This window comes from Cupriavidus sp. Met-2 (assembly GCF_049843575.1).
Classification (GTDB): domain Bacteria; phylum Pseudomonadota; class Gammaproteobacteria; order Burkholderiales; family Burkholderiaceae; genus Cupriavidus; species Cupriavidus metallidurans.
Genome location: NZ_JBBHZL010000001.1, coordinates 978,954 through 1,005,744, shown reverse-complemented (window position 1 = coordinate 1,005,744; position 26,791 = coordinate 978,954). Strand labels below are relative to the sequence as shown.

General features: G+C 66.1%; 22 protein-coding genes. 13 read left to right on the top strand and 9 right to left on the bottom strand.

The annotated features are described in order from the left end of the window. Positions 1-3: 3 nt before the first annotated feature. Genes WD006_RS04760 through WD006_RS04750 form a run of 3 tightly spaced genes read left to right on the top strand, consistent with a single transcriptional unit; the run spans position 4 to position 3,241 of the window. Positions 4-1,521, top strand: coding sequence for a flavin-containing monooxygenase (locus WD006_RS04760; RefSeq protein WP_029308222.1), 1,518 nt, complete (start codon positions 4-6; stop codon positions 1,519-1,521). Continuing rightward, on the top strand, positions 1,518-2,486 hold the full coding sequence (locus tag WD006_RS04755) for an alpha/beta fold hydrolase (RefSeq protein WP_029308223.1): 969 nt from the start codon (positions 1,518-1,520) through the stop codon (positions 2,484-2,486). The genes WD006_RS04760 and WD006_RS04755 overlap by 4 nt, the downstream gene beginning before the upstream one ends. A 29-nt stretch (positions 2,487-2,515) precedes the next feature. Further along, on the top strand, positions 2,516-3,241 hold the full coding sequence (locus WD006_RS04750; protein ID WP_029308224.1) for a Coq4 family protein: 726 nt from the start codon (positions 2,516-2,518) through the stop codon (positions 3,239-3,241). Positions 3,242-3,337: 96 nt separating this feature from the next. Here the strand turns inward: WD006_RS04750 and WD006_RS04745 are convergent, their stop codons facing one another. Then, the gene (locus WD006_RS04745; protein WP_008649321.1) at positions 3,338-3,925 is read right to left on the bottom strand and encodes a malonic semialdehyde reductase; all 588 of its coding nucleotides are present in this window, start codon (positions 3,923-3,925) and stop codon (positions 3,338-3,340) included. An 87-nt stretch (positions 3,926-4,012) separates the two neighbouring features. After that, the gene (locus WD006_RS04740; RefSeq protein WP_029308225.1) at positions 4,013-4,951 is read right to left on the bottom strand and encodes a DMT family transporter; all 939 of its coding nucleotides are present in this window, start codon (positions 4,949-4,951) and stop codon (positions 4,013-4,015) included. A 150-nt stretch (positions 4,952-5,101) separates the two neighbouring features. Here WD006_RS04740 and WD006_RS04735 point away from each other — a divergent pair, with 150 nt between their 5' ends. Beyond that, complete coding sequence (locus WD006_RS04735) at positions 5,102-5,533, top strand: DUF1841 family protein (RefSeq protein WP_011515807.1); 432 nt, start codon at positions 5,102-5,104, stop codon at positions 5,531-5,533. Between the two features lie 156 nt (positions 5,534-5,689). Beyond that, positions 5,690-6,991 (top strand): phospholipase A, encoded by a 1,302-nt coding sequence (locus WD006_RS04730; RefSeq protein ID WP_029308226.1) that lies wholly within the window; start codon positions 5,690-5,692, stop codon positions 6,989-6,991. Here the strand turns inward: WD006_RS04730 and WD006_RS04725 are convergent. Together WD006_RS04725 and grpE are read right to left on the bottom strand one after the other, a co-directional pair. After that, positions 6,980-7,384, bottom strand: a complete 405-nt coding sequence (locus WD006_RS04725; protein ID WP_011515805.1) for a thioredoxin family protein — start codon at positions 7,382-7,384, stop codon at positions 6,980-6,982. The two genes, WD006_RS04730 and WD006_RS04725, sit on opposite strands and share 12 nt — an antisense overlap. A gap of 78 nt (positions 7,385-7,462) precedes the next feature. Beyond that, a complete protein-coding gene (grpE, locus tag WD006_RS04720) occupies positions 7,463-8,005 on the bottom strand; it encodes a nucleotide exchange factor GrpE (RefSeq protein ID WP_011515804.1) in 543 nt (180 codons plus the stop codon). Between the two features lie 284 nt (positions 8,006-8,289). Between grpE and WD006_RS04715 the strand changes: the two genes are divergently transcribed. Then, positions 8,290-8,445 carry a hypothetical protein gene (locus WD006_RS04715; RefSeq protein ID WP_024569136.1) on the top strand — a complete coding sequence of 52 codons (156 nt, stop codon included), beginning with the start codon at positions 8,290-8,292 and terminating at the stop codon, positions 8,443-8,445. A gap of 51 nt (positions 8,446-8,496) precedes the next feature. On the opposite strand, the gene WD006_RS04710 is transcribed toward WD006_RS04715, so the two are convergent. From WD006_RS04710 to hrcA, 3 genes are all read right to left on the bottom strand, one after another. Further along, positions 8,497-8,892, bottom strand: coding sequence for an RNA-binding S4 domain-containing protein (locus WD006_RS04710; protein WP_011515802.1), 396 nt, complete (start codon positions 8,890-8,892; stop codon positions 8,497-8,499). A gap of 49 nt (positions 8,893-8,941) precedes the next feature. Next, positions 8,942-10,057 carry a ferrochelatase gene (gene hemH, locus WD006_RS04705; protein WP_029308227.1) on the bottom strand — a complete coding sequence of 372 codons (1,116 nt, stop codon included), beginning with the start codon at positions 10,055-10,057 and terminating at the stop codon, positions 8,942-8,944. A gap of 110 nt (positions 10,058-10,167) precedes the next feature. After that, positions 10,168-11,214: a heat-inducible transcriptional repressor HrcA gene (hrcA, locus tag WD006_RS04700; RefSeq protein WP_008649330.1), complete on the bottom strand. Its 1,047-nt coding sequence runs from the start codon at positions 11,212-11,214 to the stop codon at positions 10,168-10,170. Positions 11,215-11,314: 100 nt separating this feature from the next. Here hrcA and WD006_RS04695 point away from each other — a divergent pair, with 100 nt between their 5' ends. The 4 genes from WD006_RS04695 to mprA all read left to right on the top strand — a co-directional run bounded on the left by WD006_RS04695 (position 11,315) and on the right by mprA (position 16,266). Next, complete coding sequence (locus WD006_RS04695; protein ID WP_008649331.1) at positions 11,315-12,232, top strand: NAD kinase; 918 nt, start codon at positions 11,315-11,317, stop codon at positions 12,230-12,232. 80 nt (positions 12,233-12,312) lie between these two features. Continuing rightward, positions 12,313-14,082 (top strand): DNA repair protein RecN, encoded by a 1,770-nt coding sequence (gene recN, locus WD006_RS04690; RefSeq protein ID WP_029308228.1) that lies wholly within the window; start codon positions 12,313-12,315, stop codon positions 14,080-14,082. A gap of 36 nt (positions 14,083-14,118) precedes the next feature. Beyond that, positions 14,119-14,544, top strand: a complete 426-nt coding sequence (locus WD006_RS04685; RefSeq protein ID WP_011515798.1) for a hypothetical protein — start codon at positions 14,119-14,121, stop codon at positions 14,542-14,544. A 99-nt stretch (positions 14,545-14,643) separates the two neighbouring features. After that, a complete protein-coding gene (gene mprA, locus WD006_RS04680; RefSeq protein ID WP_011515797.1) occupies positions 14,644-16,266 on the top strand; it encodes an MprA protease, GlyGly-CTERM protein-sorting domain-containing form in 1,623 nt (540 codons plus the stop codon). Positions 16,267-16,411: 145 nt separating this feature from the next. Here mprA and rrtA read toward each other — a convergent pair whose 3' ends face one another. Together rrtA and glnE are read right to left on the bottom strand one after the other, a co-directional pair. Continuing rightward, entirely contained in the window at positions 16,412-16,987 is a 576-nt protein-coding gene (rrtA, locus tag WD006_RS04675; RefSeq protein ID WP_035832959.1) for a rhombosortase, read from the bottom strand. 25 nt (positions 16,988-17,012) lie between these two features. Further along, positions 17,013-19,868: a bifunctional [glutamate--ammonia ligase]-adenylyl-L-tyrosine phosphorylase/[glutamate--ammonia-ligase] adenylyltransferase gene (gene glnE / locus WD006_RS04670; RefSeq protein ID WP_375199023.1), complete on the bottom strand. Its 2,856-nt coding sequence runs from the start codon at positions 19,866-19,868 to the stop codon at positions 17,013-17,015. Positions 19,869-20,198: 330 nt separating this feature from the next. On the opposite strand from glnE, the gene WD006_RS04665 reads away from it, so the two are divergent. The 3 genes from WD006_RS04665 to tldD all read left to right on the top strand — a co-directional run bounded on the left by WD006_RS04665 (position 20,199) and on the right by tldD (position 26,772). After that, on the top strand, positions 20,199-24,395 hold the full coding sequence (locus tag WD006_RS04665) for a YhdP family protein (RefSeq protein WP_029308231.1): 4,197 nt from the start codon (positions 20,199-20,201) through the stop codon (positions 24,393-24,395). Positions 24,396-24,423: 28 nt separating this feature from the next. Further along, positions 24,424-25,245, top strand: a complete 822-nt coding sequence (locus WD006_RS04660; protein WP_011515793.1) for a carbon-nitrogen hydrolase family protein — start codon at positions 24,424-24,426, stop codon at positions 25,243-25,245. A 66-nt stretch (positions 25,246-25,311) separates the two neighbouring features. Continuing rightward, on the top strand, positions 25,312-26,772 hold the full coding sequence (gene tldD, locus WD006_RS04655; RefSeq protein WP_008641746.1) for a metalloprotease TldD: 1,461 nt from the start codon (positions 25,312-25,314) through the stop codon (positions 26,770-26,772). Positions 26,773-26,791 lie beyond the last annotated feature (19 nt).

Below are 26,791 nucleotides of genomic sequence, written 5' to 3'. Positions count from 1 at the left end.
GTCATGACCGCCCCCACTTCTGATGACGCAGTCCTTGATGTTCTGATCGTCGGCGCCGGCCTGTCCGGTATCGGCGCCGCCCGACAATTGCAGGACCGCTGCCCCGGCAAGCGCTACGCCATCCTGGAAGCCCGGCAGGCCATGGGCGGTACCTGGGATCTGTTCCGCTACCCGGGCATCCGTTCCGACTCGGACATGTACACCCTGGGGTACCGCTTCAAGCCCTGGAGAGGCGCCAAGGCAATTGCCGATGGCCCGTCGATCCTGTCGTACATTCGCGAGACCGCCGACGAGGCGGGTATCACAAAGCACATCCGCTACGGGCACAAGGTGGTCAGCGCGGCTTGGGATAGCCGCTCTGCCTGCTGGACGATCGAGGCCGAGCGCACCGCCGATGGCAGCCGGGTCCGCCTGCGCGCGCATTTCCTTTACGTCTGCGCCGGCTACTACAGCTACGCGGAGGGACACCGGCCAACGTTTCCGGGCGAGGAGAACTTCCGTGGCCGCATGGTGCATCCACAGTTCTGGGACCCGTCGATCGACTATGCCGGCAAACGCGTGGTGGTAATCGGCAGCGGCGCTACGGCCGTCACGCTGGTACCGTCCATGTCGCAAACCGCGGCCCACGTGACGATGCTGCAGCGGTCGCCCACGTATATCGTCACGCGTCCAGGCCAGGATGCGATCGCTCACAAGCTGCGCCGGATGCTGCCCGAAGGGCTGGCCTACGCGGCCACGCGCTGGAAGAACGTACTGCTGGGGATGTTCTTCTTCCAGCTTGCCCGCCGCAAACCCGAGAAGGTCAAGGCCCGGATGATCGGCATGGCGGCCGAGCAGCTTGCGCCCGGCTATGACGTCGACACCCATTTCACGCCGCGCTACAAGCCGTGGGACCAGCGCGTCTGCCTGGTGCCCGACGGCGACCTGTTCCGCGAGATCCGCGAGGGCCGCGCCTCGATCGTGACCGACACCATCGAGCGTTTCACCGAGGACGGCATCGTGCTGGCCTCGGGTCAGACCTTGCCGGCCGACATCGTGGTGATGGCCACCGGCCTGAAGCTGAACATGCTGGGCGACATCGTCGTCACCGTGGATGGCGTGCCGCGCCGCCCGGCCGAGGCGATGGCCTACAAAGGCATGATGCTCAGCGATGTGCCCAATCTCGTGCTGGCCTTCGGCTACACCAATGCATCGTGGACGCTCAAGGCGGACCTGACCGCCGAATACGTCTGCCGGCTGCTGCGTTACATGGATCGCCACTGCTACCGCTCCGCCGCGCCGCACGTTGATCCAACCGTGCAGACCATGCCATTCCTCGACTTCTCTTCGGGCTACGTGCAACGCGCCGCCAGCGTGCTGCCCCGGCAGGGCGACCGCCGGCCGTGGCGCGTCTACCAGAACTACTTCATGGATATGATGACCATTCGCCATGGCCGCATCGCGGATGGCGTGCTGCAGTTTGATAGACAAGGCGCCGCGACCTTGCCGCAGGAAGATGCCCTGGCGGAGGTGCAGTCGTGAACGCCCTGCTCCCCGTCATCGTCGCCGTCGTTGGGCTGCTGGTACTGATCGGCCTCGCGCTGTTCCTGTACACGTGGCGCACCACCCGGAAGATCGAAGCCGCCTTGCCGCCGACCGGGCGTTTCATTGACGTCCCTGGCGCGCAGTTGCATGTTGTCGAGCGCGGCACTGGCCCCGCCATACTGCTGGTGCATGGCCTGTCCGGCCAGCTTGGCAACTTCGATTACGGGATGATCGAACCGCTCGCGCGCGATTTCCGGGTGGTGGCCATCGACCGGCCTGCCGCCGGATACTCGACTCGCGCGCCCGGCACCCCTGCCGACCTGCCGGCGCAGGCCGACACGCTGGCCGCCCTGATCGACAAGTTGGGCCTCGACAAGCCACTGGTGGTCGGCCACTCGCTGGGTGGCGCGATTGCGCTGACCCTGGCGAGTCGCCACCCCGAGCGTGTGGGCGGCCTGGCCCTGATCGCCCCGCTGACGCATCCGCCCGAGCATATCTCGCCCGTGTTCGAGGCAATGACGATCCCGAGCGCATGGAAGCGAAAGCTGCTGGCGTGGACACTACTGATCCCGATGTCGATCAGGAATCGCGAGCAGGTCATGGACATCGTCTTCGGCCCCGACCGCGCGCCCGACGACTTCCCCATGCGCGGCGGCGGCCTGCTGGCAATGCGCCCGAGCCATTTCCTTGGTGCCTCGGAAGACCTGATCGGCGCAGCCTCGAGCCTGCCTGCCGTCGTGCCGCACTATGGCACGCTGAGGATGCCGGTCCACGTCCTTTACGGCCGCGAGGACCGCATCCTCGACTACAAGCTGAACGGCGAGGCATTCGCCGCGAAGGTCCCTGGCGCCAGGCTGACATTGGTAAGCGGAGGGCATATGCTGCCAGTTACCGCGATCGATACCAGCGTGGATTTTGTCCGAAACGCGGCACTGCAACTGCACGAGCCAGTGTCCGCCTGATCCGCCCGCCCGAAAATAGGAGCCCAACGATGGCCGCTTCGACCGGTTTCAACCCTTACAAGCGGGACTTGCCCACCGCCTTCGATGCCATCCGCAAACTGCTGGCGGACGGCCACGACACGGAGCAGGTCTTCCGCATCATGCGGGCGCTCAACGGCCCGAGCATGCCGAAGAACTACAGCCGTCTGCTGAGCACGCCGGAAGGCCGCCGCCTTGCTTACCTGCGAGAAGAACTGGCCGAGCGACTCTGCGATCCCACATACATCGCCAGCTTTGCCCCGGGAACGGTCGGCGCGGCGTACCGTGGTTTTCTCGAAAAGACTGGCTATAGCGCGGATGGGTTGGCGAAGGTCTCGAACCTGAACCAGGAACCGGTGGTCGAGGACGCGTATATGTGGTTCGGCCGGCGCACACGGGACATCCACGATATCTGGCACGTGTTGACCGGCTACCGTGCCGATGAAAGTCTCGGCGAGGCGGCGCTGGTCGCATTCAGCTATGCGCAGACCGGCGGCAAGGGCTGGGCCTTCATCGCGGTCGCCGCTGCCCTGAAGAGCTGGCGGCTGACCGGCAGCCTCGCGTTCGCGCGCGCAGTGCTCGAAGGCTACCGCCTGGGCAAGCGGGCGAAGTGGCTGCTGGCCGAAGACTACGATGCGCTGCTGAACGAGCCGATCGACGCGGCCCGGGAGCGACTTGGCATCTCGGAAGCAAAGCGATACCTCGCCTGCAATCCGATGGAGGAATGGTCGGCCTGAGCCCTGAGCCCCAGAGCCCTTGAGCCCCTGAGCCGTCCACGCGCCAACAAAAAAGCGACCTCGATGGGTCGCTTTTTGTTTCGGGTCAGCGGCGTCTCAAACGATGCGGCAGGCTTCGTCGAACGTCAGGCGCGGACCACGCGGGAACAGCTTGTCGGCCTCGCCATAGCCCAGGTTCACCAGGAAGTTGACCGCCCACTTGCCGTCGGGGAAGAACGTGGCGTTGAGCTTGTCGGCATCGAAACCGGCCATCGGGCCGCAGTCCAGACCCAGTGCGCGGGCGGCCAGGATGAAGTAGCCACCTTGTAGCGAGCTGTTCATCAGCGCGTCACGGGCAATCTTCTCGTCGTTGCCGGCGTACCACGAACGCGCATCGGCGTGCGGGAACAGCTTCGGCAGCTGGTCGTGGAAGTTGCGGTCAAACGCGATGATCGCGGTCACCGGCGCCGAGCGGGTCTTGTCGGCATTGCCAGCCGATACGCACTCGACCAGACGGGCCTTCTCGGCCGCTGACTTCACGAACACGATGCGTGCCGGCGAGCCATTTGCGGCGGTCGGACCGAATTTCATCGCTTCGTAGATCTGCTTCAGCAGCGCATCATCCACATGCTTGTCTTGCCACACGTTGTGGGTGCGGGCTTCAGTGAACAATTGTGCAAGGACTGCCTGATCGACGGATTTCATTGCGCGTTTTCCGGGTTTTGTGATGAAAGAAAGCGCGATTGTACCCAAGCGTCCGCCGTGCGCCCACAAGCGCTTTGACGAACCCGTTCAATTCCGTTCGTCGGAGGCCTTCAGTGGGGGCGTACCGCTGGCCCGGCGTGTCAACCAGAGCACACCGGCGAGGATCAATCCGCCCCCGACGGCCTGCGTCGGGCCAATGTGTTCGCCGAGCAGCACGGCGGCCAGCACTACGGTCACCACAGGCTCCAGCGTCGACAGCATCGATGCCTTGGAGGCACCGAGCCGCTGCAGTCCGGCGAAGAACGTCAGGATCGCGAGCACGGTCGATACCAGCGCGATGGCCACCAACGCCAGCCAGCCGCCTGCACTGGCCGGAAATTGCGGCGGCACGCCAGCCCCCGCGCGCAAGAGCCCAAGCGTCACATAGACCAGTGCCGCCGCCGTACAGATCACCGTGGTCGTGGCAATGGCATTGACGCCTGCCGTCACGCGCGCGCCCACCACGATATAGATCGAATAGATCACCGCCGCGGCCACCCCAAGGGCGATGCCGAGCGAGCTGCCCTCGCCGCCACCTACGGTCAAACCCGCGCCCACCGAGCAGAGCACCAGTGCGATCACCGTGGAAGTGGTCAGATGCTCCTTCAGGAAGACGGCGGCCAGGATCGTCACGAACAGCGGATAGAGATACAGCAGTAGCGCCACGAGGCTGGCCTGCGCGTAGTTCAATGCCGTGAAAAAGCAGTACGACTGGCTGACATAACCGATGCCGCCCATCGCCGCCAGCGCCAGCACGCGGCGCCACGGCGGCAGGCTGATCCCCCTGACACGCATCACGAAGCCCATCGCAATCGCGGCCAGCAGGAAGCGCACGGCCAGCAGGCCATAGACGTCCGCCCCTGCTGCATAGGCAAAGCGCGCGAAGATGGCCATGGCGCCGAAGGCGCTGGCGGAGAGCGCGATCAGCAACACGCCCGCGAGCTTGTCGCGGGCGTGGCTCATGGTGCCGGTGGCGGATGCAGTCATCGGTGGCGGATCTGAAAAATGGCAGGGGCTGAAGTTTGTTCGCGATAGTTTGTCAGCGTATTGAACGGCGGCGAACAAACTTCCGCATTCTACTAATGCGCGGGGCCCCGTCGGCAGAGCCGCGACCGCTGCACTACAATAGCGGCCATCATGTTCAATCCCTCAAGAGAAGAAGTCCGCCGGTTCTTCTGCGAAGCCTGGCAGAAGCGCGTCGCGGGCAACGTCCTCACGCCGCTTGAAGCGATCGCGGTCGACTGGATCGACCAGCATCCCGAGTACCAGTCCCTGCTGACCGACACTGAAGGCGCGCTTGCGCGCGACTACACGCCGGAAGGCGGCCAGACCAACCCGTTCCTGCACCTGGCGATGCATCTGTCGATCTCCGAACAGGTCTCGATCGACCAGCCGCCCGGCATCCGCGCCGCCTACGAGGCACTGAGCCGCCGACTGGATTCACCGCACGAGGCCCAGCACCAGATCATGGAAGCACTCGGCCAGATGCTCTGGAACGCGCAGCGCAACGGCATGCCGCCGGACGGGCAGGCCTACGTGGACGATATCCGACGCCGGGCCGCCGGCTGATCCGCACCCACCCGGTTTGGCCACGCCCCGTGGCTAACCATTCGTCACATGCCGCACGCGCCACACATGGTACGCTTGCGGGCATCGCAACTCTTGTCGCGTCCACGTCACCGGAGTGCTGTCGATATCCCGCCGGTGCGGCGCTTATTGCTCCCGATGCCACGTTACGTGTCAGGCCGTGTTGCACTTCCACGCACGGCCTTCCGCCTGCTGTTGCCTACGCTGGCCTCGTCGGCCGTCCTGTTCCACGCCACGCCAGCCGATGCCGCAGTATCCGTGTTGCAGCCACCGCGTGTCATTGATGCCACTCAGCCCCTCACACTGACCCTGCTGATCACTGGGGATCGGGACATGCGGCGCTATGCCGTACCGGACTCCCTTGAGGTGTCGGCCTCTGGAGACCTTGTGGCGCCGGCACCCATGACGCTCAAGCGCGTCGGCAAGGGGCCAACCGTCCTGAACCTGCGGCAAGGCGAGCATCAGACCGTCAGCTTCCGCGGGGAATGGCCTACGACATTGCGTGGAGTGGTCCGCCTGGACATCTCAGGGATCGACGCCGCGCCGGTCCTGATCACGCTGAACCAGGCGCCGGGCGCAAACCCGGCCACAGTTACTGCGCCAGTGGTCGCCGGCACGCCGGCCGAACCGAAAGTGGCCGTCGCGCCTGTCAGCGCTGGTCAGGTCACCCCGGTCGTATCGGCCGAGAATGTCCCCGCATCCACCCCAGCGCCAGCCGACCTGCGCGACGCGCAACGGCTTTCCTTCAACGAGCCGATGTACATCATGTTCGGCGCGCACGACGGGGCCAACGCCAAGTTTCAGCTCAGCTTCAAGTTCCGGATCTACGAGGGCAAGGATCCGGCGTCGAAGCGCTTCATCGACAACCTCTACTTCGCCTACACGCAGTTCTCGTTATGGGACCTGCACAGCGCCTCGAAGCCGTTCGAGGACACCAACTATCGTCCGAGCCTGTATTACTACCTGTCCGACACGGGTGTGAAGAACAGCGTGATCAGCCGGCTGTCGATCGCTTCGGGCTTCGAGCACGAGTCGAATGGCCGGGCCGGTGCCGACTCACGCAGCATCAACACGCTGTTCCTCAAGCCGACGATGTACTTTGGCGACCAGAACGACTGGCACTGGCGCGTGGCGCCCAAAGTCTATGCGTACCTGGAGAAAAGCGAGAACGAGGACATCGCGCACTATCGTGGCTACATGGACCTGAACCTGGCCTATGGGAAGCCCGACTCGTGGGAATTCGCCGCCACGCTGCGCAAGGGCACGCGGCAGATGTACGGTAGCGTCGACGCGCAGGCCTCTTACCCGCTTTCTCGCCTGATTCCGGGCACGGCTGGCTACCTGATGCTGGGCTACTTCTATGGCTATGGCGAAAGCCTGCTCAACTACAACCAGAAGACGCCCTGGCAGATCCGCCTGGGCTACGCGCTATCCCGCTAGCGGTTTGCCGCTGGCCTTGAGCCGCGCATTGCCCACGGCCGCCGAGAACTGCCCATGGCCGTGCCAGCCCGTGGCGCGGCCGAGCTTCTTGCCCTTGTGGAAGAACATGAACACGGGAATCCCATGCAGGCCGAAGCGCCGACCCAGTTCGGGATGGGCATAGACGTTGGCATGTAGCCAGCGCAGGTCGAGCGCGCGAATCGGTTCGGGATTGGCCAGGATCGCCTTCTTGGCCATCTCGCAGTTGAAGCAGTCCACACCCCAGAAGAACACGCAGACCAGATCGTCGCCAGCGTTGGCGATTGCCGCGTCGATGTTCTCGCCATCGACTTCGGCCATGTCGAGCGCCTCGAACGCGCGGTGATCGAGGTGCGGCTGGTTTTCTTCAGACATTTCGATCGCTCCTGAAACGACAACGCCCGGCGCCAATGGCCCGGGCGTTTCGTACTGCCGTATGCGGACGACTCGCGCTCAGCGCGGCGCCGAGACGGTCACCAGCGCCGGGCGCAGCACGCGGTCGGCAATCATGTAGCCGCGTTGCAGCACGTTGACCACGGTGTTCGGTTCCTGCTCGGACGGCACCATCGAGATGGCCTGGTGGCGATGCGGATCGAACTTCTCGCCCACCGGGTTCACTTCGACGATGCGACCACGTTCGAACGCGGCGGCCAGCTGGCGTGCGGTCAGTTCCACACCTTCGCGCAGCTTGCCGAGGTCACCGGTACCGTCGGCCAGCGCGGCCTGCAGGCTGTCCATCACGGGCACGAGGTTATCGGCAAAGCTCTCGATGGCGAACTTGTGGGCCTTGGCCACTTCGTCCTGCGAACGGCGGCGGATGTTCTCGCCCTCCGCCGTGGCGCGCAGGAACATGTCGTAGTGTTCCTTCGCCTTGGCTTCCAGTTCGGCCACCTGTTGCGTCAGGCGGCCCACCTCGTCGGCACCGGCTTCCGGCGTGCGGGCGGCGTCCTCGGCTGCCTGCGTATTGGGGGTTGGCGTCTGGTTCTGTTCTTCCATGTCGATTCGTATCAAAACAAAAGCACGGCCCGCTCTGGCGGCAGGCCATCGGGTGAGTCGGGTGTCAAACCGGCAAGTCTAGCCGCAGTTGGTGTCAGTCCCCGATTTTTCAAGTGTGGAGGTTCAGAGACGCAGAAATACGTCGTTACAAAGCCTTGCCCGATGAAATCGAGCCGTCATTGCTTTGCTGCATCGCACACACTAAGATTCACTTAATAAAAAATGTCAAAAATAACGGGAGCAGAGAGGTGGATCATTTTGGTGCATCCTTCGGAAGGTTCGCCATGCACAAGCTGCCAGTCGTTACCCTTTGCCTGATTGCCGCGCTCTCGGCCATGACGGTCTTCATCTGCCTGTCCGATACGGTTGCCCCGCGCGACACCGAGTATGGCAGCGGCAAGGCCGTATTCAAGCATTACCTCGTCCAGTACGTCCGCTAACCCGCCACATTACGGCCAGCCGGAGCGCCCCGCCCCGGTTAGCCGCAACCATCACCCCTTGAAGCCGTCGATTCTGCGCCGGTCGCGCTTGGTCGGTCGCCCGTGCATCTGCGCGGCCGGCTCGTGCTGGAAGCGCCGCCGTTCCGCGTCTGTCTGGCGCCTGGCCTGGCTTTCCTCGGTCTCCGCATAGAGCGTCTGGGCGATCGGCGCCGGCCCGCGTGACGCGGCCACGCCCTTGACCACCACCTCCCATTGCTGTTGATGCGCCTCCAATATCACGGTGTCGCCCGGCTTGACCTCGCGCGAGTTCTTGCAGGGCTGCCCGTTGACGCTCACGCGGCCCCGCTCCACCGCCTCGGCAGCCAGCGAGCGCGTCTTGAAGAAGCGCGCGCACCAGAGCCATTTGTCGATGCGCAGCCGCGCATCGGGTTCGAAATCGACTTGCATGATTACCGTCCGTTACTAGCCGTGGCCACCCGTGACTGCCGTTACGGCCTCAGGCTCCCGCGCCACGCGCCTGCGCGCGGGAGCGTCTCGCTTCCAGTTCGTGGGGATGTGGAACATTGAGCGGCCACCCCTGCAAATGCTGCAATGCAATATCCGCCATTCCGGCGATCCACGCCTCGGCATCGTTGAGGCACGGGATGAAATGGAAATCCTGGCCGCCGGCCACGCGGAATTCCGACTGACCCTCCATCGCGATCTCCTCGAGCGTCTCGATGCAGTCGGCGGGAAAGCCGGGACAGAACACGTCCACGCGCTGCGTCCCGACCTTGCCCAGTTCGGCCAGCGTCGGCGCTGTATAGGGCTGCAACCACTCCGCCTTGCCAAAACGAGACTGAAACGTCACCTGATACTGGCCGGGCTGCAAGCCCAGCGCCTCGCCGAGCAGACGACCGGTCTTCAGACACTCGCAGTGATAGGGATCACCCAGGTCCAGCAACCGGCGCGGAAGGCCGTGGAACGACAGAATCAGCTTGTCACCGCGCGCGAAGTCCGGCTTGCCATGCTGGGCCCAATAGCCGCCCACCTGCTTGTGCAGCGCAGAGATATATGCCGGGTGATCGTGGAAATGCTTGACCAGCCGTAACTCGGGCTGGTTGCGCCATGTCGACAGGACACGAAATGCCTCGTCGAAGGCGGTGGCCGTGGTCGTGCCGGAGAACTGCGGATACAGCGGCAGCAACAGGATCTGTTCGGTACCCTGCCGGCGCAGCGCTTCCATGACCGATTCGATCGACGGATTGCCATAGCGCATCGCACAGGCCACCGTTACGTCGTGACCCTGCTGCTGCATCAACAGTTGCAGCGCATGAGCCTGGCGCTCTGTATACACAAGTAGCGGCGACCCGGTCATATGCGCCTCGCGCAGCCAGATCGACTCGTACTTCATGGCCGACGCCCGCGAGCGGAACGGCAGGATCAGGCCGTGCAGGATCGGCAGCCAGGCCAGGAGCGGGATCTCTACCACGCGCGGGTCGGACAGGAACGCCTTCAGGTAGCGCCCCACCGCCTTAGGCGTGGGCGCGTCCGGGGTGCCGAGGTTGATCAGCAGGATCGCGGTGCGCGGCGGCTGGCCGTGCTGGTGTGCCGGTTCAGGCGAAAACGTCATAGGGTTTCCGTTGGGACTGCCGGGGGCGCTGGCGAATCAGGGGCCGGCCGCAAGCCGTTGCAGGCGGCCGACTCAGGACAGACACGTCCACCGTGTCAATAGTTCGTGGCTCAGCTCTGGCTGAGCGCGCTGGACAGGAGCCGCGCGGTGATATCGACGATCGGGATCACCCGTTCGTAGGCCATCCGCGTGGGGCCGATCACGCCCAGGGTGCCAACGATCTGGCCATCCACCCCGTACGGCGCGGTGATCACGGCCATGTCCTCGATCGGCACAAGCTGGCTTTCGCCGCCGATGAAGATCTGCACGCCTTGCGCGTGACTCGACACATCGAGCAGCTGCAGCAGGCTCGTCTTGTGCTCGAACACGTCGAACAGGCGACGCAGCTTGTCCATGCTCGATGACAGGTCTTCCACTTCCAGCAGCTTGCGCTCGCCTGAAATGAACACCTGCTCGTTGTCCTCGGCCATTGCGCTGCTGCCCGCCTCGACCGCCGCCTGCATCAGCGCGGACATGTCGCGGCGCAGGTCCTGCAACTCCACGCGCAGGTGGTCGCGCACGGCGTCGAAGCTCATGCCCGCATAGTGCGAGTTGAAGAAGTTCGCCGCCTCGATGAGCTGGCCCGGCGTGTACGCCAGGTCGGTCTGGATGATGCGGTTCTGCACATCCCCTTCCGGGCTGACGATGATCAGCAGGATGCGCTTGTCAGACAACCGCATGAATTCCACCTGACGGAACGACTGCGCGCGCCGTGGCGTCATCACCACGCCAGCGAAATGAGAAAGATTCGAAAGCGTATGCGCTGCCGCCGTGATCATGCGCTGCGGCCCGAACTGCTGGCCACCCAGTTGCCCCTGGATCTGGCCGGTCAGCTCCGCCAACTCGGCACTGAACTCCGGCGCGCGCTCCAGCGGGCGCGCCGTCAGCATCGTGTCGACAAACAGCCGGTACCCGCGCGGCGTGGGGATTCGGCCAGCCGAGGTATGTGGGCTGGCGATGAAACCCATCTCCTCGAGGTCCGACATCACGTTGCGGATGGTGGCCGGCGAGAGATCAAGCCCCGAGAACTTCGACAGGGTGCGCGAGCCCACGGGCTGCCCCTCGACGATGTATCGCTCGATCAGGGTCTTGAGAAGCTTTTTTGAACGTTCGTCCATGATGCCCCGATTTTAATCAAACTTTGGCGGTTCAGGCGTCACCTGGAGCGGCGGCGGCCCAGTGCTGACAACGATCATGCCGGTATGGTCTAATCCCGGCATGTCTGCCCCCCACAAGACCGGCGCCGCGCGCCCCCCGTTCAAGACTGTAGCCCTGGTGGGCCGACATTCGACCGCTGGCATCGAAGGTCCGCTGGAAGAACTCGCGTCTTGCATCTCCCGTAACGGACAGGATGTGGTGTTCGAACGCGAAACCGCAATGGCTACCGGGCTGACAGGTTACCCGGTGCTGACCCCCGACGAGATCGGCCGCGAAGCTGATGTGGCGGTGGTGCTGGGCGGCGACGGGACGCTGCTCGGGCTGGCCCGCCAGCTAGCCGGGCACGATGTGCCGGTGATCGGCGTCAACCACGGCCGGCTGGGCTTTATGACCGACATCCCGCTCGATGCCATCTCCACGGCACTGCCCGAGATGCTGTCCGGCCGGTATGAGGCCGAAACCCGGATGCTGCTGGAGTCGCGCGTGATCCGCGACGACTCGGTGATTTTCTCCGCGCTGGCGTTCAACGATGTGGTGGTGAACCGCTCGGGGATCTCCGGCATGGTCGAACTGGCGGTCTCGGTCGACGGCTATTTCATGTACAACCAGCGCTCGGACGGCCTGATCGTCTCCACGCCCACCGGCTCCACCGCCTACGCGCTGGCCGCGGGGGGTCCGATCCTGCACCCGACGCTGTCCGGCCTGGTGCTGGTGCCGATCGCGCCACACGCGCTGTCGAACCGGCCCATCGTGCTGCCGTACGACGCCGAGGTCACGATCGAAGTGGCCAGCGCGCGCGATGTCAGCGTCAACTTCGACATGCAGGCGCTGGCCTCGCTGCTGCCCGGCGACCGCATCGTGGTACGCCGTTCGGCCAAGACCATCAACCTGCTGCACCCAGTGGGATATAACTACTACGCCACACTGCGCAAGAAGCTGCACTGGCACGAGTATCCGACTGAAGACAACCGGCTCTGATCCGCAGACGCCTCAACGTTCCGTCCTGATCCTCGTTACCCGACCTTACCGCCCTTACCCGCCACCGCTCACCGCCCACGATGCTGCGCAGCCTCTCGATCCGCGACTTCGTCATCGTCGACACGCTCGACCTCGACTTCTCCGCCGGCTTTACCGTCTTCACGGGTGAAACCGGCGCGGGCAAGTCGATCCTCATCGACGCGCTCGCCCTGGTGTTGGGTGAACGGGCCGACGCAGGCGTGGTCCGCGAAGGCGCGGCACGTGCCAGCATCAGTGCCACCTTCCACACCCACCCAGCGCTGGATGCGTGGCTGGCCGAGCGCGAACTGTCGAGCGACATGGAAGACGACGACGGCGGCACCGTGCTGCTGCGCCGGACTGTCGACGCCAGCGGCCGCAGCAAGGCCTTCATCAATGGCGCCGCGGCAACGCTGGCGCAGTTGCGCGAGGTGGGCGACCAACTCGTCGATATCCACGGCCAGCACGCGCACCAGTTGCTGCTGCGCCCGGATGCTCAGCGCCAGTTGTTCGACGCCCACGCAGGTCTGACCGAACAATCCGCCGCCGTGGCCGAGGCCTGGCGTGTGTGGCGCGCCTGCGTCAAGCAGCGCGAGGCGGTCGAGCACCAGTCGCGCGAGATGCAACTCGAGCGGGAGCGGCTCGAATGGCAGGTTGGCGAGCTGGACAAGCTCGCGCCGCAGCCGGGCGAATGGGAAGAGATCCAGGGCGAATACAACCGCCTGTCGCACGCGGCGGGCCTGATCGACGGCAGCCGCGCCGCGCTCGACGCACTATCCGAATCGGACGGCGCAGTGACCTCCGTGCTCAACGGCGTGGTGCACCGCCTCCAGCAACTGGCCGATGTCGACCCGGGCCTGCGCGACGTGCTGGCCGCGCTCGAGCCGGCGCTGGTGCAGGTCGAGGAAGCCGCGCACTCCCTGAACCGCTATGTCGACCGGCTCGAACTCGATCCAGAACGGCTGCAGGCCGTGGAAGAGCGCATGCAGGCGCTGCACGCCACCGCCCGCAAGTATCGTCTGCCGCCGGAACAGCTATCCGACGAGTTGCTGGCCCGCCGCCAGCAACTTGACGACCTCCAGGCCGCCCAGGACATCAACAAGGTGCTGGCGCGCGAAGCCGCGTCGCGCGCTGCCTACCTGACCCTCGCCCAGCATCTGTCGGGCGCGCGCAAGGTGGCAGCCGAAGCCTTGTCCGCCGCGGTTACCAATGCGATGCAGGGCCTGTCGATGGCCGGTGGCACGTTCGCCGTGGCACTGCATCCGCTAGAGGAAGGCCAGAGCCACGGGCTCGAGCAGATCGAGTTCCTGGTGGCGGGCCACGCCGGCGTGAGCCCCAGGCCGCTCGCCCGCGTGGCATCGGGTGGCGAACTGGCGCGGATCAGCCTGGCGATTTCGGTCATCACGAGCGAGGCGGCGCCCACGCCAACGCTGATCTTCGACGAAGTGGATACGGGGATCGGCGGCGCGGTGGCCGAAGTGGTTGGACGCCGCCTGCAGGAACTCGGACGTTCACGGCAGGTACTCTGCGTCACGCACCTGCCACAGGTGGCGGCGCAGGCCGGGACCCACCTGCTGGTCAGCAAGGAAACCAGCAAGGACGACAGAAAGGCCGGAGGCGACAATGGCGGACCGGTGACGCGGTCGCGCATCCGGACACTCGATACGGATGGCCGCGTCCAGGAAACCGCGCGTATGCTTGGTGGTACCACGGTCACTGCCACGACCATGCAACATGCCGAGGAAATGCTGGCGCAAGGCACCAAGGCAGCCCAAGCGGCCAACTCGCCGCGCGAAGCCAGTGGCAAGCGCCCGCGCCGCGCGGCCGGCTGATTCCGGCACGCCGAACCACACAGGAGTTTCAAACCGATGACCCATGGCAAGTCGCCATCGCTCCACCGCCGCGTCGTCGCGGCCACCTTTGCCGCGCTGGCTGTGACGGCAGTGTCGGGCTGCGCCTCGGAATCGAAGTCATTCGCGCCGCCGCGCGGCAGCATTACGGACGACCGTGCGATCGGTGACATCCTCGTCAAGTTCACGCCGCCGGATGTGACAACGTCGGAAGACGCCGGCAAGCTGCTGGCAGCGGTCGAGGGGCCGGTGCGCTATGTGGTCAAGCGCCCGATGTCGGGAGGGGTCTGGCTGGTCACCGCGATCACGAAATCCCCCGACATCACCGCCGACCAGGCCGTCGCCACGCTGCAGGCCGCGCCGCGCGTGGAATCGGCAACGCCCGACCGCATGTTGAAGCCGCACCGGTCCATGCCGGTTGGCCGCGACATGCCCCAGCAATAAGGTTCAGCATCGCCTAATCTGAGAGCCGAGTACCTCAGCAGTTCGCATCGCCGGTTGCCTCGCCAAGCTCTAGCCGACAAAGCCCCTTAAGGAGCGATGATGCCGTACAGGTTGCTGAAGTCCCGGCTCACGTCCGCCGCGCCAGCCGCGCTGTTGGTCATCGGCGCGGCCCTTGCTCACGCCCCTGCCGCCCATGCCGATACCGGCACGGCAGCGCGCCGCGCCCCGGTCTACACCGGCAACTACATCGTGCGATGGCGCGACGGCAGCCAGACCGTCGACACCCCCGCCGACACCACCCGGATGCGCCAGGTGGCCTCCAGCACGGGGCTCGGCCTGACCGTCAAGCGTCCGATGTCCGGCGCCATGCAGTTGCTGACAGTGAAGGACAGTCGTGGCGACGATCCCGAGACCGTCGCGAAGCGGCTGCGCAACGATCCGCGCATCGCCGACGCCGTGCCGGACCGATGGCTGCGGTTACATGACACGATTCCGAACGACCCCGAATTCGCCACCAACCAGACGTATCTTGGCCCGCCATCGCAGGTAGTTGGCGGCGTCAACCTGCCGAAGGCGTGGGACCGCACGCGCGGCAGTAGCAGCGTCGTGATCGCGGTGGTCGATACCGGGTATCTGCCCCACCCCGATCTGGCCAGCCGGATAATCGCCGGCTACAACTTCGTGTCGACGAACGGCGCGACGCGCACCAGCGACGCCACGGATCCCGGTGACTACGTCCCATCCGGCGTCACCTGCCCTGACGGCTCGGCCGGCCCAGAGGCCAGCACCTGGCACGGCACACGCGTGGCCGGCACGCTGGGCGCGTTGACCAACAACGGCCTCGGCATCGCCGGCGTGGACTGGTCGGCACGGATTCAGCCAGTGCGGGTATCGGGGCGCTGCGGCGCGCTACTGTCCGACACCGTCGACGGCATGCGCTGGGCCGGCGGCCTGAGCGTGCCAAATGTGCCGAACAACCCGACCCCGGCGCGGGTGATCAATGTCAGCCTGGGTGGTGGCACGTGCTCGACGATTGAACAACAGGCGATCAACGATCTCAATGCAGCGGGCGTGGTGGTGGTAGCCGCCGCCGGCAACTCGGCCGGTCCCGTGGAAGCCCCCGCCGACTGCTCCGGCGTGGTCGCCGTGACCGCGCACGCGAACGATGGCGAGAACGCGAGCTACGCCAACTTCGGGACGCAGGTAACGCTGAGCGCGCCGGGCGGCGGCTGCGGCAACTCGAAGGTCGGCACCATCGCGGGTCAGCCAGTCTGCACGGCGGTGGGCGGCCAGTCATACATCCGGACGCTCTCGAACGATGGCGCGACGACCATCGGCAACTACACGATCGTCAGTTCTCAAGGCACGAGTTTCGCGACACCGATGGTGTCGGGCGTCGTCGCATTGATGTTCGCGGTGAATGGCGCACTGACGCCGGCCCAGGTCACGACTGCTCTGCAGAGTTCGGCACGTCCGCACCCGGCCAACACGTTCTGCACCACCGGCAGCAATGTCGGCAAATGTGGCGCCGGGCTGCTGGATGCCGATGCTGCATTGGCGGCGGCAATTGGCACGCCGGCCAGTTCCACATCGACGTCGACTGGCAGCGGTGGCGGCGGGGGGGGTGGCGGCGCGATGGTGCCGTGGAGCGCTGCCTTGTTGCTGGTGATCGGTGTGATGGGGTTCGCGATACGGCGACGGGTGGGAGTGAAGCGGACATGACCACGTAGCGGGCCCTTGCCCTCTGCCTCTGCCCCTTCCCCTTTCCTGCCAGCAGAGTCGCGGCAGAACACCGCGGGAGTATCAAAATCGAAGGCTGGCAATTTGCGCTGCTCGCCGGCTGGCTGGAAGGGCGACAACCGCTCAACTATCCTTCACGCTTCCCACGCGCCACCCACCATTCCTGCAGCAACCAGCAGCCCAATCCCGCCACGGCGCCCGCCGCGTGCGCGCCGCGCACCACGCCGAACCCCCACGACGGATCGAACACCACGGCCGCGAGCCACGACTGTTCGAGCCAGACCTTGCCCAGCACGATCACGCACGTCACCACGCCAATCAGGCGCGACCAGCCGGGTGCCTGCAGCAGCCGCAACGCCGTCCATAGCGCAAGCCCGTGTGTCGCCCCGGACAGCCCGCCATACCAACCTACCGCCGGCATCGCGAGCAACACCAACTGGACGGCCAGTCCGCAGATCACCAGCACCGTCAGCGACTCACGCACCCGCGCCTCACGCCCGGCCAGCAGCATGAGCCCGGCGGTGGCGGCAACATCGGAGAGATAGTGTCTGGTGTCGAGGTGCACCCACATCGCGGTGAACAGACGCCACCATTGACCCTCTATCCGCACGGCATCGCGCAGATAGAGGCCGTGCGCGTGCATCCACGGCACAAACGTGAACAACGCGGCCAACGCCGCCACACCCGCCACTGCGGCGAGCATGGCCGGCCAGCCCGGCAAGGCGCGCTCAGCCTTCACCAAATACCGCGCGCCACAGGGTGCGCACCTGCGTGGCCTGTTCGCGCACGCTCTCCGGTGGCACCCGCGCCTGGTCGAACCCATCGAGTCGCAGCTTGTGCTGGCGCGCGCGGAACAGCCGGTAGGCGTCGCCCACGGCCTGCGCGAGATTGGCGTCGATCAGGTTCAGCACGCCCGCCATACGCAGCAGCGCGATGTTGCCGGCATTGCGGGTCAGCTCCGGATGCGCGCCGCTGTGCAGCAGCACCAGGTACTGCACGGTGAACTCGATATCGACCATGCCGCCGCGATCATGCTTGAGGTCGAACAGGTCGGTCGGGTTCGGATGCCCCTCCGACACCTTGGCGCGCATCTCGACGATCTCGCCGCGCAGCGCGGCACCATCGCGCGGCTGGCGCAGGATCTCTTCGCGAAGATCCTCGAAACGGGCGCCGATTTCCGGGGCGCCGGCGCAGAAGCGGGCGCGCGTCAGGGCCTGGTGTTCCCAGACCCATGCGGCGTTGTCACCCTCACGCAACTGGTAGCGTCGGAACGCGTCGAAGCTGGTCACCAGCAACCCGGCCGCGCCGTTGGGCCGCAGACGCGTGTCCACGTCGAACAGCATGCCCGCCGCGGTATGGCTGGTCAGCCAGGTGATCAGGCGGCGCGCGTAGGCCGCATAGACGTCGGGCGCACGTTCGTGATCGTCGTCGTAGAGGAAGATCAGGTCCAGATCGGACGCGTACCCCAACTCCTTGCCGCCGAGCCGGCCATAGGCAATCACCGCGAAACGCGGGGTGTCGCAGTGGCGCGTCGGCAACTGGCGCCACACGGCCTGCAGCGTGACGTCGAGCATCGCATCGGCCAGATCGGAAAGACGGTCGGCCACCTGTTCGACGGTGAGCATCCCCTGCAGATCCTGCAACAGGATGCGGAACGTTTCGGCATGGTGCTCGCGACGCAGGATATCCATCTGCGTCTCGATCTGGCCGTCCGACGCCTGCAGCCGCTCGCTCAGCCGCGCGCGGAAAGCGGGCCAGTCCGGCGCTCCGGCCAGCGCGTCCGCATCGAGCAGTTCGTCTAGCAGTTGCGGGTGACGCGTCAGGTAGGTTGCGGCCCAGCGCGATGCGTGCAGCGTCTGCGCGACGCGGTCCATTGCCTGCGGATACTCCGACAGTAGCGACAGATAAGACGCCCGCCGGCTGATCGCATCGAGAAAATCGAGAAAGCGCGCGATCGTGCTGTCCGAATCGTCCTGCTTGGCCGCGAGATCGAGCGCCCGGTTGACGAGCTGGTCGAAGCGCGAGCGACTGGTTTCGGACAACGCGCGATAGCGCATCGACGTGGCGATCGCGCGGAGCCGGTCGTACAGGCCCGTGCAGTCGCTAAAGCCCGCGGCCTGCAGGCGCTGGCATGGTGACGATTCGGGATCGGTCTCCTCGCCATCACCCGGAGTGTCCTGCGAGGCGCGGGAGCTCTGCTCCTCACGCACCAGCGCGGGCCACAGCGCCTCGCACTCCGGCGTATCCGGATTGGTGAACGTTGCTTCGAACTGCTGCGCCACGGGGTCCATCAGCGCGTTCATCTGCGCGACCAGCGCTTCCCAGTCCGCATAGCCCATCATCTGCGCCACGGCGACGCGCTCCTCATCCGACGTCGGCAGGTGATGCGTCTGGGCGTCGTCGCGATACTGGAGCCTGTGCTCGAGCTGGCGCAGGAAGCGGTAGGCATCGGCAAGCTGCAGTGCCTGCCCGGCGGGCAACAGGTTGCGTTCCAGGGCCACGTCGAGCACCTCGAGCGTCGGCCGCACGCGCAGCGCGGGGTCCTGGCCACCGCGAATCAACTGGAACACCTGCGCCATGAACTCGATTTCGCGAATGCCGCCACGGCCGAGCTTGATATTGAACGAGCGCTGGTTCACACCGTGCCCGGCCAGACCACCGCTGCGCTTGGCGGCTTCGGCGCGAATCTGGGCATGGAGCGATCGGATCGCCGCGATCACGCCGTAGTCGAGGTAACGCCGGAATACGAACGGCGTGGTCAGGCGCGAGAGCATGGACGCGACGCGTTCGGCGTGCGGCGTATCGCAGGCCGACACCACACGCCCCTTGATCCAGGCATAGCGTTCCCACTCGCGGCCCTGCACCACCAGGTATTCCTCGAGCATCCCGAAGCTGCAGACGAGCGGCCCCGCGTCGCCATTGGGGCGCAGGCGCATATCGACGCGGAAGACGTAGCCATCAGCCGTGACCTCGGACAGCAGCGTGATCAGCCGGCGGCCAAGGCGAATGAAGTACTCGTGATTGGACAGGCTGCGCGGTCCGCCCTGCGTCTCGCCATCCTCGTCATAGAGGAAGATCAGGTCGATGTCGGACGAGACGTTCAGTTCGCGCCCGCCGAGCTTGCCCATGCCCACGACCACCAGTTCCTGCGCCTCGCCGCTCTGCTCGCCGATGGGGCGCCCATAGGTCGCACCAAGGTCCGCGCCGAGCACGCGCAGGCCGAACTGGATCGCCAGCTCCGCGAGGTCCGTCATCGCACCGGTGATCTCCGCCAACGTGGCCAGACCACGCAGATCGCGCTCGATCAGCACGCACATGACCTCGGCACGCAACCGGCGCAGTGCCTGAGCCGCGGCGGCCTCCGCATCGGCGGACGGCGCGACCAGCGCCTGCAGCCGCGACTCCATCCATGCGCGGGACACCGGTGTCGCGGCGGCCTCGCCGACGATTGCCGGCAGGCCCGGGCGTGCCGCGAGCACTCGACGTGCGTAATGAGAGTACGCAGCCGAGTACAATACATGGCCTTCGCAATCCGCGGCGGCAAGCCCCTGAGCCGCGATCGTGGCATAGGCCCCCTGGGCCATGTTGCCGATCGGACCGGCCTCGCCGGGTAATGTCACATTCGAAGTGGTTCCTGCGCCATCTGCCGTGCGCTGCAGGTCAGTCGAAGCCGGGGCATTGCCCTCGGCGGAACTCGTCGGATCAGGGACAGTCATTCCAGTTACTTTTTGCAATTTCGCAGCAGGCGCCGTGACAACACGCGGCATTCGCGTGCGCACCACTTTGGAGAGCGGCTAGTATTGTCGGATAATCTGCCCATGTCCAGCCGCCCTACCGCTCCACACGACGGTTCCGCATCTCCGCGTGCAGGTGGCGAAGACCAAGTCGCGCTTGCCGTTGCTCCCCGGAGTTCGATGCCCACACCTGGCGCTGGTCGCCGGGCGGCGGCGTTCGTCCGCGCCACGCTGCGCGGGCTCTGGATCGGATTGTGGACAGCCATCCGCCATCCGGTCTGGCCGCGACTCTGGCGGATGATCGTGCGCGTCGTGGCGGCGCTGCTCGCACTGGCGATCGTCGCCGTGCTGCTGATCCGCTTCGTGCTCTGGCCGCAGGCCCACACCGCGCGCGAATGGCTCGAACACCAGGGGTCGACCGCGCTCTCCGCGCGCCTCACTATCGGCGAACTCGACACCTATTGGGATGGCTGGCATCCGGCGTTCCGTGCCCGCGACGTACGCGCGGTGGACGCGCAGCAGCGCGTGCTGCTGGCCGCCGGGTCGCTCGACGGCAAACTGTCGTGGCAATCGGTGCCGACGATGGCGCTGCAGTTCGTCAGCCTGACGGCCGACCGTACCGACGTGCTGATCCGCCGCACTCCCGAAGGCAAGCTGCTGGTAGCCGGTGTGCCTGTGGAAACACAAAAGACCGGCGCGCAGGACGATCCCTTCCTGCACTGGCTGCTGTCCCAGGGACGCATCGACCTTATCAGCGGTAACCTGCGCTGGCTGGACGAGAAGGCCCGGCTGCCCCAGCTCGACGTGGCGGACATCCACTTCACCACCGAGCGCGATGGCGCCCAGCACATTGTGCGGCTCGAGGCGCGCAGCGCCGCGCTGGCGCCGCGACCGCTGGTATTCCAGGCCAACCTGCGCCACGACTACCTGCACGGCACGGGCAACTGGCAGCACTGGACCGGTCAGGCAAGCTGGGCCTTCAACCAGCTCGAATTGCCGGTCGTGCAACGCTACCTGGCCATCTTCGACAGCGTGCAGGATGGCGTCTTCAGCACCGACGGCACCGTCGACTTCCGTGGCGGACAGGTACAGCGCAGCCAGATGCGGCTGCGTGCATCTGGCGTCGACCTGCATCTGGCTGGGGCGCCGGAGCCACTCAAGCTGGCCAACGCCCAGGCCCTGCTACTGCACAAGAGCGACCGCAACGGCAACCACCAGCTGACCATCGACACCCTGCTCTGGCAGGCCGAGCCGCAGGCGGGCCCGCCGTCCAACGCGGACGCGTCGTGGCGCGAAGGGATGCGCAAGGTGACGATCGACTGGAACCGTGACAGCTCCGGCCAGTTGCGCAAGTTCGCACTGCGCGCGCCGACTTTCGACCTCAATACGTTGCGCGCGCTGGCCACGTCGATGCCGCTGGACACCGCCGTGCTGCGCCAGCTCCGCGCGTTGCAGCCGGCGGGCCATATCGACAACCTCGACGTCGCGTGGTCGCGCGACCGCGCCGGCCTGCTGTCGCGCACCCCTGGCACCCAGCACTACAACGTGCAGGGCACGCTGCGCAACGTTTCCGTGAATGGCCAACCCGCCGTGCCGGCCGTGGATGCGGACGGCCTCCCGCGCGCCGGCACGCCCGGCTTCAGCCAGCTCTCGGGCAGCTTCAACTTCGACGACAAGCAGGGCGTGGCGAGGGTCGACACTACCGGCGGCGCCCTGATCTTCCCGGGTGTGTTCGAGGATCCACGCCTACCGTTCGACACGCTGCGCGGCGAAGTGCGCTGGACGCACGAGGGCGACAAGCTCGTGGTCCGTACCGATGGTATCCAGTTCGCCAACGCCGATACTGCCGGCACAGTGCGCGGCACCTGGCGCCAAGGAGGCGACAGCCACGCCGGCGTGGCCGATCTGACTGGCGAACTCGAACGCGCCCAGGCCAACCGTGTCCCGCGCTACATGCCGCTCACGCTGCCAGCCACCCGCCACTATCTGGCGGGCGCGCTGGTCGGCGGCGAAGCGCACGACGTCAAGTTTCTGGTCAAGGGCGACCTCACCCACTTCCCGTTCCATCCGCCGCTGGCCAAGGCTGGCGACTTCCGCGTGGAAGTGCCGGTGCGCCGTGTGAACTACCAGATCGCACCAGACGAAACCGGCCCCAATGGCGCAAGCGGGCAAAAGGCCGGCACGGCATGGCCCGAATTCACGGACATCGAAGGCACGGTGATGTTCGAACGGGGCAGCATGTCGTTCCTGGCGAAGCGCGCGGGCGTGGCGGGTATCCAGGGCGTAACCCTGCGCGACGTCAGCGGGCGCATCGAGGACATGGGTGACCACGGCCATCTGCAGGTCGACGGCAGCGCCAGCGGCCCGGTGCAGAGCTTCCTGCGCTTCGTGGCTACCAGCCCGGTCAAGGAATGGACGGCCAACGTCACCGAGACGTCGCACGCGCCGGGCAATGGCGAGCTCAAGCTCAAGTTGGACCTGCCGCTCAATCACGCGGCGGGTTCTAAGGTCAACGGCGAGTTCCGTTTCCCCGGCAATGACGTGACCCTGTTCCCGGAACTGCCGACGCTCTACGGCGCCACCGGCGCGGTGGCCTTCGACGAACACGGCTTCCGACTCGACAACGTGCGTGGCCGATTTGTCGGTGGCGAGACTCGCCTCGGCGGCGGCACGCAGCCAGACGGCACCACACGCGTGACAGTCAGCGGCACGGCCACGGCCCAGGGCCTGCGCGAGGCGCTCGGCACGGAAATGTCAGCCCTCGGCAGCCGCATCGACGGGACCACCGCCTATAGCGCCGTGGTCGGCGTTCACGACAAGCATCTGCAGGTGGAAGTGGCATCCAACCTCAACGGACTCGCGCTGGACCTGCCAGCGCCGCTGGCCAAGACCGCCGCGCAGGACATGCCACTGCGCTTCGACCTGCGACCGTCGACCGCGCCCGGCCGCGCGGGCCTGGACGAAGTCACTGTGCAACTCGGCAATGCGGCCAGCGCGCGCTATGTGCTGCGCCGTGGCGGCGATGCGCTGGAAGTCGTGTCCGGCGGCATCGGCCTTGGGCAATCGGCGCCCCAGCCTGCCAGCGGCATCACGGTGGCGATGACCACGGACCGGCTCAATGTCGATGCCTGGCGCACCTTGCTCAGCGGCCCGGATAACAAAGGCGGGGACAAACCCGCCGGTGACATAGGGCGTTCGTCGCCATTCCTGCCCGATCGCATGACGGTGCGCGCCAAGGTGCTCGATGCGTTCGGCCGCAGTCTCGATGACGTTTCGCTCGATGCCGGCCGGGAGCGCGGCGACGGCGGCTGGAACATGCAGATCAATTCGCGCCAGATCGCCGGCACCGGACAGTGGCGCCGCAACGCGAGCAATCCGTCCGGGATGCTCACCGTGCGGCTCGCGCATCTGGACATCCCCGACGCCACCGATGACGGCCACATGACCGAAGCCATCACGCGCAGCGTCGAGGAAATGCCGGCGCTCGACCTGAGCGTCGACAGGTTCGTCCTGCACGGCCGTGAATTCGGCAAGCTCGAGGTCAAGGCCCATACGAGCCATGACGACAACCAGCCGGTCTGGACGCTCGACAGCCTGACCATCGAACAGCCGGGCGCCAAGCTCACCGGCAATGGCTCCTGGCGCCTGCCAAGGCGCTTGCGTGAAGCGGCGGCTCAGGGCGATGCTTCCTCGACCGAAGGCCGCCGCACGCTGCTGAACTTCAAGCTCGACATCCGCAACGGAGGCGACGTGCTCGAACGCATGGGCCTGCCCCACACGCTGCGCGATGGCAAGGGCACGTTCGAGGGTCGCATCGCCTGGCGCGGCTCGCCGATGTCGATCGACTACCCCACGCTTTCGGGTCGCCTGAAACTGAATATCGAGAACGGCCAGATCCTGAGCGTCGACCCGGGTGCCGCGCGGCTGCTCGGCGTGCTGAGCCTGCAAAGCCTGCTGCGCTTCGCCACGCTCGACTTCCGCTCGCTCTCGAGCCGGGGGATGGTGTTCGACAGCCTCAACGGCACCGGCACGATCGAAAACGGCGTGGGCAAGATCGAAGAGTTCAAGTTCAAGAGTGGCCAGGCCATGGCCTCGATGTCTGGCACGGCGGACCTGCTGCACGAGACGCAGGACCTGGAAGTGGCCGTGACGCCGCGCATCAACGCCACCACCACGTCAGTGGCCGCCGCGTTCATCAATCCGGTGCTGGGCATCGGCACGCTGGCCGCCCAGTTGATGTTCGCCGACGAGATCTCGAAGGTGTTCACGCAGCACTACCGCGTGTCCGGATCGTGGGCCGACCCCAAGGTCACCAAAGTGGAAGACAATAAGACGCAACCGCCGATCCAGGAGCGTTCCGGCGCCTATCCGCGCTGAAGCCCCTGCTCCAGAGAAGGAAGCCAAGATGACTGCCACTGCCCCGATGCGCGTTGCCGCCATCCAGACCGTCACCGGCATCACGCTCGACGACAACCTCGCGCGTGCCGATGCGCTGATCGCCGAGGCCGCGCGCGGCGGCGCCGAACTGGTGCTGCTGCCTGAGTACTTCTGCATGATGGGCCGCCACGAGACCGACAAGGTCGCCATCCGCGAACAGGATGGCGACGGTCCGGTGCAGAGCTTCCTGGCCGATGCCGCGCGGCGCCATCGCGTCTGGCTCGTGGGCGGCACGCTGCCGATGTGGTGCAACGACGATGCGCGCGTCTACAACACGTCGCTCGCCTTCGATCCGCATGGCCGCCGCGTGGCGCGCTACGACAAGATCCACCTGTTCGGCTTCACGAAGGGCACCGAGAGCTACGACGAATCGCGCACGATCCTGGCCGGCAAGACACCGGTGGCCTTCGATGCGCCGTGCGGACGGGTGGCGATGTCGGTCTGCTACGACCTGCGCTTTCCGGAGCTCTATCGCGGACTGGCGGGCAAGAACGATGTCAGCCTGATCCTGATGCCGGCGGCTTTTACCTACACCACGGGCCAGGCTCACTGGGAGATCCTGCTGCGCGCCCGCGCGATCGAAAACCAGTGCTATGTGCTGGCCGCGGCACAAGGCGGCAAGCACGAAAATGGCCGCCGCACCTGGGGTCACTCGATGCTGGTGGATCCGTGGGGCGAGTTGATGGGCGTGTTGCCCGAGGGCGAAGGCATAGTGTCGGGTACGGTCGACCCGACCCGTCTTGCCGAAGTGCGTCAGAACCTGCCGGCACTGCGTCACCGCGTGCTGTAGGATTGACGGAAATTCACATTGCAGGCCACCGTGGCAGACCGCCACGGGGTATCGAAAAGGACAATCATGAACGCTGGCGATCTCGGAATCCGCAACCTGGCCACCGCCCAGCAACTGCTGCTGGCGCCGTACGGGCTCGATGAAGCCAAGCTCCAGCGCGTGCTGGCCGACATCTTCACGCACAAGGTCGACTACGCCGACCTGTATTTCCAGCACACCCGCAACGAGGCCTGGAGCCTCGAGGAAGGCATCGTCAAGTCGGGCAGCTTCAGCATCGACCAGGGCGTTGGCGTGCGCGCCGTCTCGGGCGACAAGACCGCCTTCGCATACTCCGACGACATCAGCCTGCCGGCCCTGAGCCAGGCCGCCGCGGCTACCCGCACGATCGGCAAGAGCGGCGGCGGGCGCGTCAAGGTGGCGGGCTCGCTCGCCTCGCACACGGGCCGCAACCTCTACGCGCCGAACGATCCGCTCGATTCGATGACCGCCACCGAGAAAGTGGCGCTGCTCGAGAAGATCGAAAAGCTGGCACGCGCCAAGGATCCGCGCGTGGTGCAGGTCATGGCCGGCCTGGCCGGCGAGTACGACGTGGTGCTGGTGGCGCGCAGCGACGGCGTGATCGCCGCCGACGTGCGTCCGCTGGTGCGCGTGTCCGTGACCGTCATCGCCGAACAGAACGGTCGGCGCGAGATCGGCTCCTCGGGCGGCGGCGGCCGCTATGCCTACGGCTACTTTACCGACGACCTGCTGCGCAAGTACGTGGACGAAGCGGTGTCGTCGGCGCTGGTCAACCTGGAGGCGCGTCCCGCCCCGGCTGGCGCGATGACCGTGGTGCTCGGACCGGGCTGGCCCGGCGTGCTGCTGCACGAGGCCGTGGGCCACGGCCTGGAGGGCGACTTCAACCGCAAGGGTTCCTCGGCGTTTGCCGGCCGCATGGGAGAGCGCGTGGCGGCCAAGGGCGTGACCGTGGTCGACGACGGCACCATCGCCAATCGCCGCGGATCGCTGAACCTCGATGACGAAGGCAACCCCACGCAGTGCACCACGCTGATCGAGGACGGCATCCTGCGCGGCTATATCCAGGACACGCTTAACGCGCGCCTGATGAAGATGCCGGTCACCGGCAACGCACGCCGCGAGAGCTACGCCGCACTGCCGATGCCACGCATGACCAACACCTACATGCTTAATGGCGACCGCGATCCGCAGGAAATCCTCGCCAGCGTCAAGCGCGGCCTCTATGCCGTGAACTTCGGCGGCGGTCAGGTCGACATCACCAACGGCAAGTTCGTGTTCTCGGCCAGCGAGGCATACATGATCGAGGACGGCAAGATCACGTATCCGGTCAAGGGCGCGACGCTGGTCGGCAACGGCCCCGAGTCGCTCAAGGACGTCACGATGATCGGCAACGACATGCGTCTGGATTCGGGAGTGGGCGTCTGCGGCAAGGAAGGCCAGAGCGTGCCGGTGGGCGTGGGTCAGCCAACGCTGCGGATCGAGAACATGACGGTGGGTGGCACGGCCTGACGGCCGAAGTTCGCCCCTC